Annotated in this window: 10 protein-coding genes; all 10 read left to right on the top strand. The window is 64.1% G+C overall.

Annotated elements, in window-relative coordinates:
• Nucleotides 1–31: 31 nt before the first annotated feature.
• Complete coding sequence (locus OK015_RS07810) at nt 32–1,111, top strand: PPE domain-containing protein (protein WP_268130485.1); 1,080 nt, start codon at nt 32–34, stop codon at nt 1,109–1,111.
• Nucleotides 1,108–1,935, top strand: a complete 828-nt coding sequence (locus tag OK015_RS07815) for an ESX secretion-associated protein EspG (RefSeq protein ID WP_268130486.1) — start codon at nt 1,108–1,110, stop codon at nt 1,933–1,935. The genes OK015_RS07810 and OK015_RS07815 overlap by 4 nt, the downstream gene beginning before the upstream one ends.
• A 66-nt stretch (nt 1,936–2,001) precedes the next feature.
• Nucleotides 2,002–2,271 (top strand): hypothetical protein, encoded by a 270-nt coding sequence (locus OK015_RS07820; RefSeq protein ID WP_268130487.1) that lies wholly within the window; start codon nt 2,002–2,004, stop codon nt 2,269–2,271.
• A 16-nt stretch (nt 2,272–2,287) separates the two neighbouring features.
• Nucleotides 2,288–2,572 carry a hypothetical protein gene (locus OK015_RS07825; protein ID WP_268130488.1) on the top strand — a complete coding sequence of 95 codons (285 nt, stop codon included), beginning with the start codon at nt 2,288–2,290 and terminating at the stop codon, nt 2,570–2,572.
• A gap of 81 nt (nt 2,573–2,653) precedes the next feature.
• Nucleotides 2,654–3,046, top strand: a complete 393-nt coding sequence (locus OK015_RS07830) for a hypothetical protein (RefSeq protein ID WP_268130490.1) — start codon at nt 2,654–2,656, stop codon at nt 3,044–3,046.
• Between the two features lie 17 nt (nt 3,047–3,063).
• The gene (locus OK015_RS07835; RefSeq protein ID WP_268130492.1) at nt 3,064–5,232 is read left to right on the top strand and encodes a hypothetical protein; all 2,169 of its coding nucleotides are present in this window, start codon (nt 3,064–3,066) and stop codon (nt 5,230–5,232) included.
• Nucleotides 5,229–6,227: a hypothetical protein gene (locus OK015_RS07840; RefSeq protein ID WP_268130494.1), complete on the top strand. Its 999-nt coding sequence runs from the start codon at nt 5,229–5,231 to the stop codon at nt 6,225–6,227. The genes OK015_RS07835 and OK015_RS07840 overlap by 4 nt, the downstream gene beginning before the upstream one ends.
• Nucleotides 6,224–6,997 carry an ESX secretion-associated protein EspG gene (locus tag OK015_RS07845; RefSeq protein WP_268130496.1) on the top strand — a complete coding sequence of 258 codons (774 nt, stop codon included), beginning with the start codon at nt 6,224–6,226 and terminating at the stop codon, nt 6,995–6,997. The genes OK015_RS07840 and OK015_RS07845 overlap by 4 nt, the downstream gene beginning before the upstream one ends.
• A 44-nt stretch (nt 6,998–7,041) precedes the next feature.
• Nucleotides 7,042–7,515 (top strand): YbaB/EbfC family nucleoid-associated protein, encoded by a 474-nt coding sequence (locus OK015_RS07850; protein WP_268130497.1) that lies wholly within the window; start codon nt 7,042–7,044, stop codon nt 7,513–7,515.
• A 2-nt stretch (nt 7,516–7,517) separates the two neighbouring features.
• Nucleotides 7,518–8,936, top strand: a complete 1,419-nt coding sequence (locus OK015_RS07855; RefSeq protein WP_268130498.1) for a WXG100 family type VII secretion target — start codon at nt 7,518–7,520, stop codon at nt 8,934–8,936.
• Nucleotides 8,937–8,968 lie beyond the last annotated feature (32 nt).

Here is an 8,968-nt window from a genome sequence, read left to right on the forward strand (position 1 = left end):
TGCCGGCTCGTCTCGGAAAGGAGGTCAGGGTATGGGATTCACGAATGTGGCATGGGAGTCGCGCAGTGCGGAGCAGCTTGCCCGTGACCTCACCGATGGACCAGGGCCAATGTCGGTCGGTCAGGCGGGTGCTGCCTGGGTGCGCGTCGCCGACGAATGGGCAAGCATTTCAGAGGAATACGACAGAATCGTCGAGAAGATCAAGAGTGCGTTCACCAGCCGAGGAGCAGACGTGGGGGCGCGCAAACTCGAGGACTTCGGCCGGTGGCTGCAGTCCGTCAGCCTGAGCGCGGCGGGCAACGGTGAGCGTGCCGAGGATGCGGCGGTTGCTTATAGCGTTGCGGTGCTGGGGATGCCGAGCGTCTCCGAAGCGATCGACGCTCGAACCACCCATGACGTGATGGCGTCGCTCGCCGCGTACAACGGAGCGATACTCAACGGGCAGTTTGCCGAATTCGACCAAACGGTGGCGACTCATCAGGCCAATGCCTCAGCGGTGATGTACCAATACGAGGAGGCATGCGCCGCGCTCGCGCAGCCATGGGATCAACCCATTCCACCCGCGGTTTTTGGCGACCGCGCGGTGAAGGCCGAACAGGCCGCGAAGGCTGCCGACGAAGGCACGGGTGCCGGCGCCAAGGGTGGTGGCGGTGCGAGTCTGCCGCCGCCTCCGCTCGCGTCGTTCCGGGCCGCCGAGGTCAGGTCCACCAGCGCCGCAAAAGAACCACACAAGATCGAGTCCATGGCGAGCGCGTCAGGTGCTGGTCCGGTCGGTACCGGATACGGCCCGATGGGGGCCCTGGGGCGTGGCACCAATACTCGCGAGCACCCATCGTCCTTGGAGGCGACACTTGACGGTGGTGGCGAGCCGGGCGCGGGGTTGTCCCCCGCTGAGTCGTCCTGGCTGCCCGCAACCCAACAGAGCGATGCGCCGTTCACCGTGTCCCACGTGAGCTGGGGCCCGAACACTTCCGTCTTCGACCAGCCCGCGGGGCCTGTCCAGCCGGAGCCGCCGCAGTTCGCCGACGCGCCGCAGCCGACGCTCGAGCAGGTTTCCGATCGCTGGGTGTCGCCGCCGGTGATCGGGGTCGACAAGGGGTTGACGCTGTGAGTACGGCGCTGTCGCACCAGGTAACGCTCACCGACGATGAACTGCGGGTGGTGGCGCCCCGCGCCGGCGTACACGACCTCCCGACGGTTCTGGCGTCGCGGCCTCGCTACGAGACGATCGCCGACCGGGAGGCTGTGTATGAGCGGGCCGCTCGGGATCTATTCGCGCGCAACCTGATCGTCGGCGACACCGTGCATCCAGAGCTGGTCTCGGTACTACAGGCACTGCACCGGCCCGATCGTGAACTAGCCATGCGGATGGTGACACCCGATGGCATAGCACGCATCAGTCTCGTGCGACGAGGCACACTGTGCGTGCTCGTGCGCCGGATTGCCGATGAGATTCTGTTGCGGACCGTCGGACACGGGATCGAATTGCGCGACGTGGCGTCGGCATTGCTCGCCGAGCTGCCCCAGGCAAGGCCGGCCGATGTCCATCCTGTGGCGGCACCATTGCAGGAATTAGTGGAAAGCCTCACCGGCACACACGATCCCATGGAACTCGCGGATCGAATTCGGGCCTTGGGCGCCGAACCGCACGCCGCGATGTTGCTCGGCGCGGCGCTGTCCTCGCGGCAGGCTTTTGGCGAAATCGTCTATCACGCGCTCGCCGACGCCGAGGACAGGATTTCCCGGGGCCCCGCGGCGGTCGGGGTGTTCTACACCAAACGGGGACGCATCATTGGGGTGCCCAGTGCCTCTCCCACAGGTCAACTGTGGAGCACCCTCAAGGCCGGCTCCGACCATGCACTGGGGCAGGCGATCAGCCAACTAGTCGAACTTGCCGACGAGAACTGGTCGAATCTTGGCGGGAATGGATTTTGACACAGCGCTGTTCGCCATTCCCGCGGGCGCAGCAACCGATAAATGAGAAAGGTTAAGGAAACGAAAATGACACTGTCCCTTACACAGGCGGAAGCGCAGTCGAAGCTTTCCCAGATCCAGGACGCCCGCAATCAGGCGGTAGCGATTCTGGGGAAGATCGCCGACACGCAGCAGTCCATGCTCGGTGCGAGCTGGAAAGGCGGCAGCGCAAGCACTTACGGCAACACGTCATCGCAACAGCAAGAAGACGCCCAGCAGATCATCAACTATCTCAACCAGATCGTCGACACAGGATCAGCGCAGATCCGCAGCGTGGCCAACATGGACAACAGCTAAAAGGAGCAGTGACACCATGAGTGAAATTCTCTACAATTTCGGCGCTAACAACGCCTCGTTGGACGATGTCAACAGTAATATCAACAGCATTCAAGAAGTCCGCTCCGACATCAACAACCTGTTCAGTGTGTTGGCAACCGTTTACGAAGGCGCGGGCGCGACCGCGCTGACCCAGGCGCATCAGAACATCGACTCGATGTTGGACGACATGCTCAACAACATGTCCATCACGCAGAAGCAGGCGCAGGATCAGCAGGCGGCCATGCAGGCTCTGGACCAGCAGAACGCCGCCGCATTCTGAGAACCGCCGCGGAGGCCCGGGTTCGTCCAAACGGCGAGCCCGGGCAATTCCGGCCGCTAAATGGAAAGGACTGCAACGACAATGGCGAGCAGTGGGTCGACCAACGGTAATCCCGGCGGTTCGGGCGGTGGCGCCGGCGGGTCGAACATCACCGATTTGGTGGGTGAGCTGAAGCAACTTCAGGACAGCGGGCCAGCAGATGTGAAGCTGTCCGAAGCGACTCGCGACGCGTATCTGAACATCATCAAGACGTTTCGGGACCAGCTGAACGATCAGCTCACGGCGATCGGCAAGTTGGGCTCGTTGGGCAGCCCGGGATCGCTGGGATCGGCGAATGAGACGAAGACCAACCTAGAGATGGATATTTCCGGTCTTGGTGGCATCGAACAATCCATCACGCAATACCTCTCTTACCTGGACCAATTCTCGACAACGGTGAAGAAAGCCGCCGATCGCCTTCTCCAATCCGGATAACGCCGGGGTATGCAGCTGTGTCTCACCATAAGAAACCGCCCACACCCGAGCAGATCGACGACATGATCAACTCCGGAAAGCTCCCGGCGAATACGCCGGGGGCGGACTGGAGTCTGTTCGAAGCGTTGACAAACAGTGACGTTTCGTCACTGACCACCTCGCAGGACGAAATCCAGGCGATCACCGGAACCACGGCGAGTCCCGCCACCGTTGCCGTTGAAGACTTCACCGGGGTCTCCTTTACCACTATGCTCCACGACTTCCAGAATGCTTCCGGAACCCTCGACAACGGCAACGGCAATGCTTTACAACAGATCTCGGCCAGCATCATCAATGCGTCGGATACATTCCAACAAGCGCTGATGAAGCAAGAAGCCACGAATCAGTGGGTGGGTAAGACGCACGACGCCGCGATAGCGAACATCAACCAGTCGCTTCCGGACGTAAGCAATATCGGGATGGGGGCCAATGCGTTAGGCCTGTTGATAGATGCGTTCTCGCACACCATCTTTCAGACCCAATGGTATTTGCTCAAGAACGCTGACGGCTACAACGAGTCAGTGACCAGGTGGCCGAACGAGATCGATGAGATCAACCAGGTCTACGACTCGTTTGCCCAAAACGTGATGAACACCGTCTACGCGCCGAATATCACGAGTATCGCGAGCAACAATCCCGGCTTCTCGACGCCCACGTCCTCGGCCGACCCCTCATCGGTTCCGCCTCCACCGCCCGATCCGCCTCCGCCGCCGCCCGATCCGCCGCCGCCACCACCACCCAATAACAGTGACGCGGCGGCGGCGCCGCCTGACAACACCCCTCCACCCCCACCCCCGAACGTGCCGCCGCCGCCCGACCCGGGCGGCAACCCTCCGCCGCCGGTACTCAACACCAACCTCGGGCCGAACGGTTCCATCCCCGCGCCCGGAGATCTTCTCGGTAACCCGGCAGGCGCCGACCCGTTTGGTGGTTCGAATAATTCTGCCTCGGGTTCCGGTGATTTCCCGTTGCCGAGTGGTGTTCCCGGGGTCGGTTCGAGTGACTTTGCGTTGCCCGGTGGTGTCCCGGGTGCGGGCTCCGGTGATTTCCCGTTACCCAGTGGTGATCCGGGGGTCGGTTCGAGTGACTTTGCGTTGCCCGGTGGTGTCCCGGGTGCGGGCTCCGGTGATTTCCCGTTGCCCAGTGGTGATCCGGGGGTTGGTTCGAGTGACTTTGCGTTGCCCGGTGGTGTCCCGGGGGTTGGTTCGAGTGACTTTGCGTTGCCCGGTGGTGATCCGGGGGCCGGTTCGAGTGACTTTGTGATGCCCGGCGGTGTCCCAGGTGTGGGCTCTGGCAATTTCCCGCTGCCCAACGCTACTGGCCTTGCTAACCCGTTCGGCGGGTCCGGTGGCTCCGCCAGCGGTTCCAGTGTCCCCGGTGGCGTGCCAGGCGGGCCGGCAGTGCCCAATGGTGCCGCCAATACCGATCCCTTCGTGGACGCCAGTAATCCCGCCGGGGGGGCTGGCAACTTCGTGCCGCCCAGTGGTGTCGGGACGAATAACCCGCTGAGCGGCTTGTCCAATCCCGCTGGCGCCTCGGGGAACCCGGCTGCCGGACTTAGCGGATTGGGCCAAGCCGCCCAGGGGCTCGGAGAACCACTTCAGCAGGCGTTGGGCGCAGCGCAAGGCCACCCGGGTGGCATGCCGGAGAGCGGCATGCCGGGCGGCCTTGGCCCCAAAGACCTCGATGCGCTCGGCAAGCCAGGCGGAGGCGCCGGTCATGGTCCGGGCGGCGGTGCGGGCATCGGGCCTCAGGGACGCGACACATTGGCACCGGCAGGCGCGCCCGTGGCCGCCGCAAGCAAGGGAATCCCACCGTTGGACAGCGCTTTGGCGCGTCCGGGTGGGGTGCCGTTGGGTGCCGGTGGCTCTCCCGCTGGGGCGCCACCGGGCGGCGGTGGCGGCGGACAGCGCGGGCCCGGCGGAAAGGAACACAAGCCGAACAAGGCGTTGCGCCGCAAGAAAAACGGCGAACTCGTCCTCGGCGACGTGGATGCTGTCGTCCCCGTGATCGGTGATGACGGTCCGGAGGAGGCCGAGGCGCCCCAGCGCACCCCGGCGCCACCGGTGCCTCAGACGCCTCGGCCGTCAACGGCGGGCACCACCCGTAGAGCTGCGTTCGAACAACGGACGGAGGTCGGTCGGTGACATCGCTGCGATCGGTGGCGGTGCTCCGGCCGACTCCACGACCCATCGCGGCCGGTGACCTGGGGCCCGATTGCCACTGGCGCGCCGTCTGTGAGTATCACGGCGGCACTCCGGCGGACATGGCGGTCCAGGTGGGTAAGGCTGCGCTCGCGGCAGCCGACGCCGACGTCGACAGCGCGCGCTGGCTGCTGCACGCCGGGGTCGGGCCGCAGGGGAGCCAAGGTTGGCCGGTACACCACCACATTCAAAACGGCGTCGTCGGCAGCCACGGCAATGCGCTGGAAGTGAAGCAGAACTGCGCCGGTGGGCTGACCTCTTGGTTGTTGGCGTCGCGACTGCTCGATGAGGCCGGCTACGCGATATGCACCGGTGCTGACAACTGGTCGTGGAGCGACCGATTGGCCACCTGCAGAGCCGTTGGGGGCGAACCCTTCTCGGATGTCGCTTATTCGACCGTCATCTCGAAGCGCGGGGGATTCGCGAAGCTGATGGGCAGTGGAACCGCCAGTTGCCCTGACATGGCAGATGATTGGCGAGTCCATGATTCGTTCTGGGAGAACACCAGGACAGACGACTTTTACAATGCGTATACCCGCGCGACCGCGTTGCGATCCGATGAGTCATTACGCCAGTCGTTTCAGATGTTCGGGTGCGCGATCAATGCCGCCCTAGCCGACGCGAGGGTAAGCGCGCAATACGTCGATTATTTCGTGCCGCAGGGATCAGACACCGGACAGCCGTTCCGGGCGCTGGCGAAACTCCTCGGACTGCCGTGGTCGGAAGAACTGCACCGCCACACCCTCGACCACGGTTATCTCGGTGTGAGCACCCAGGCGGACGGACTTATCTTCCTCGCCCGCGCTGGCAGGCTCAAGAAGGACTCGATCGTCTTGCTATTGGCCGCCGAGTACCAGCTGAGCGCCACCGCGGTCGTCCTGCGAGTCGCCCGTCCGCCACAGGTGCAGGCGGAGGGAATGACGCAGGTGATTTCATGAGCGGAGTACTGACGGGTCAGCTCGGAACCCTCGATCTCCTCGACCTGAATGCGATCAGCGAGTTCTACGGCAGCGACTTCCTGCCGTACCCCTTCATGTTCACCCAGGGCCCGCGTTTTGCCACCAGGGACGAGGCCACCGCATACGCCGGCGCGGTTCCCGATCGGTTTCTCCATGGGGACCTGAATTCCTTCATGGAATGCGTGGCGGCTTACGACGCCGCCGATATTCGGGTGGAGTGTCGCGTGCAATATATACCGGCGGACACGCCGAGCCTGCGTTTAATAGCCTATCGCGCAGGACATCTCGGTTTTTTTGCGTCCCAGCGCCCGGATGCCGATCTGATCGACGTCTATACCCTGTCGCCATACGATTTGGGCCCCGCGATTGCCGACGCCGTCACCTTGACCCAGCCGGGCATGCATAACGCAATCGTGATTCCGGAATATGTGCCGCGAGGCAAAGCCGAGTACGACCGCGAGGACTTCGTGGTGCAGCACAGGCTGGCATCGGAAACCGGCGTCAGCGTCCCTGCAAACGAAGTGACGGTCTACGCAACGGTTCAGAGCCATTGGCGGCCAACGCGAAGATGGGGATTGGACCGAGGCAAACGGGCCCTGGTGTGGGTGCGGGTTAACGAAGACGGGGAGTACCTGTACGCGGCTGACCAATCTCACGCCAGGCCCATGACCAGGCCCGCGCTGCGTGACGAAATTGATCGGCTCATTGCCGACGACATCGCAATCCTGCGGGAGTTCCGACGTGATTGACGATGACGTAAGTGGTCAAAAGTTCTGCGAGAGAGAGGGTTAGCGTGGACAACGATGCTACGGGCCATGACTTTGCTCATGTGCTCTCGCTGGTGCAGGATCAGATGCAAGAACTCTCAGTAATGCAGCGGAAACGGGCGGCACTCTCTGCCACGGCGACCGCTGCTGACGGGACCGTCCAAGTGACGGTTGACGCGCAACGCATGGTGACCAAGACAGTCATCGACGAGTCGTATCTCGACGATTACGAGTTCACCGATCTCGGCGGACACATCACGACTGCGGCGCAGGAGGCCGTACAGGAGATCGAACGCCAGGCAGCCGCTCTGTTAGCGCCCTTAACTGAACGGCGCCAAGAGATTTCGTCCCTGTCCAACCTGGTCGTCGACGTCCCCGAATTCGGGGATCTCATCTCCGGGCTCAACCCGCTTTCGTCTGCCGTGCCAGAACCTCGGCATGTCGACGACGAAGACGACGGCATCGAAGACGGTTCGTCGTATCCGACGGTGAGGAGATAACCATGTCAGATTCGCTCAGCGTCACCCCGGACGGGATGCGGACGGCAGCCGCCAACGTCGAGGATGTCGCCACGCAGATGAAGGAGGTGCTCTCCTCGCTGAACAGTCAGCTGACAGCTCTGGGTTCACCGTGGGGGGACGATTCGACCGGCCACCAATTCGCTAATGGTCCTAGCGGTTACCTCGCACAAGTTGACGAAGTTAACCAAGCGATCCAAAGCTCGGCCGAGCAACTGGACAGCATCGCTCAATCCTTGACGGCGGCCGCGAGCAACTTCGAAAACCTGGACGGGCAGCCCAGCTCTGGCGGTGGAGCGGGAAATGTCTTGCTCACCAACGGATCCGGAAATTCTGGCGGTTCAGGGGGATCGGGCTCGAACGGTTCCGGCGGAGGTGGACAGGTACTCACGACGACTGGGGCCCCGCTGCTGCCCGAGCTGTCGCGTAATTTGTTGCCGGAGATACCGGCCGAGGCGGCACAGTCGGCGCAGCCGGGCACGTTGTCGCCCGAGATGCCGGGGACGTTGTCGCCTGAGGTTCCGGGGCAGCCGCTGCAGTCGGGTACGCCGGCGGGTCCGGTGTTGGCGTCGGGGTTGCCGGTTGCGCCGGGGACGTTGTTGCCTGAGGTTTCGGGGCAGCCGCTGCAGTCGGGTACGCCGGCGGGTCCGGTGTTGGCGTCGGGGTTGCCGGTTGCGCCGGGGACGTTGTTGCCTGAGGTTTCGGGGCAGCCGCTGCAGTCGGGTACGCCGGCGGGTCCGGTGTTGGCGTCGGGGTTGCCGGTTGCGCCGGGGACGTTGTCGCCTGAGGTTTCGGGGCAGCCGCTGCAGTCGGGTACGCCGGCGGGTCCGGTGTTGGCGTCGGGGTTGCCGGTTGCGCCGGGGACGTTGTCGCCTGAGGTTTCGGGGCAGCCGCTGCAGTCGGGTACGCCGGCGGGTCCGGTGTTGGCGTCGGGGTTGCCGGTTGCGCCGGGGACGTTGTCGCCTGAGGTTTCGGGGCAGCCGCTGCAGTCGGGTACGCCGGCGGGCCCGGTGTTGGCGTCGGGGTTGCCGGTTGCGCCGGGCACGTTGTCGCCTGAGGTTTCGGGGCAGCCGGGCACGCTGGCTCAGGTGGGCACGCCGGCGGAAATGCTGCTCACGCAGTCGGCGCAGCCGGGGACTCCGGTACCTCCGACCGGCGTGACACCTCCGCCTCCCGGACCGACCGCCGATTTCGGCAACGTCTTGACCGGTGCGGTGCCGACGCCCACAACGGCAGCGCCCGGAACCCTCAACTCGCTCATGCAGCTCGTCGAGGGCCTGAGCCAGCCGGCAGGTGAAGGTGTAAGCGGGGCAATGGAAGCAATCCAGTCCGGTTCGAAGCCGGAACCGGCCTCCCCGGTCGACCCGACGGGGGCCGACCACACCCCAGGGTCGGCGAGATAGCGATTCTGAGTGGGCGTTCGGAGAATGCACTT

Origin of the sequence: Mycobacterium sp. Aquia_216 (assembly GCF_026723865.1) — a bacterium.
In the GTDB taxonomy this organism is placed as follows: domain Bacteria; phylum Actinomycetota; class Actinomycetes; order Mycobacteriales; family Mycobacteriaceae; genus Mycobacterium.

What these genes read in the sequence shown, in the direction of transcription:
- OK015_RS07855 (WP_268130498.1), top strand. Translation starts at nt 7,518, where the DNA reads ATGTCAGATTCGCTCAGCGTCACCCCGGACGGGATGCGGACGGCAGCC.
- OK015_RS07810 (WP_268130485.1), top strand. Translation starts at nt 32, where the DNA reads ATGGGATTCACGAATGTGGCATGGGAGTCGCGCAGTGCGGAGCAGCTT.
- OK015_RS07820 (WP_268130487.1), top strand. Translation starts at nt 2,002, where the DNA reads ATGACACTGTCCCTTACACAGGCGGAAGCGCAGTCGAAGCTTTCCCAG.
- OK015_RS07845 (WP_268130496.1), top strand. Translation starts at nt 6,224, where the DNA reads ATGAGCGGAGTACTGACGGGTCAGCTCGGAACCCTCGATCTCCTCGAC.
- OK015_RS07825 (WP_268130488.1), top strand. Translation starts at nt 2,288, where the DNA reads ATGAGTGAAATTCTCTACAATTTCGGCGCTAACAACGCCTCGTTGGAC.
- OK015_RS07830 (WP_268130490.1), top strand. Translation starts at nt 2,654, where the DNA reads ATGGCGAGCAGTGGGTCGACCAACGGTAATCCCGGCGGTTCGGGCGGT.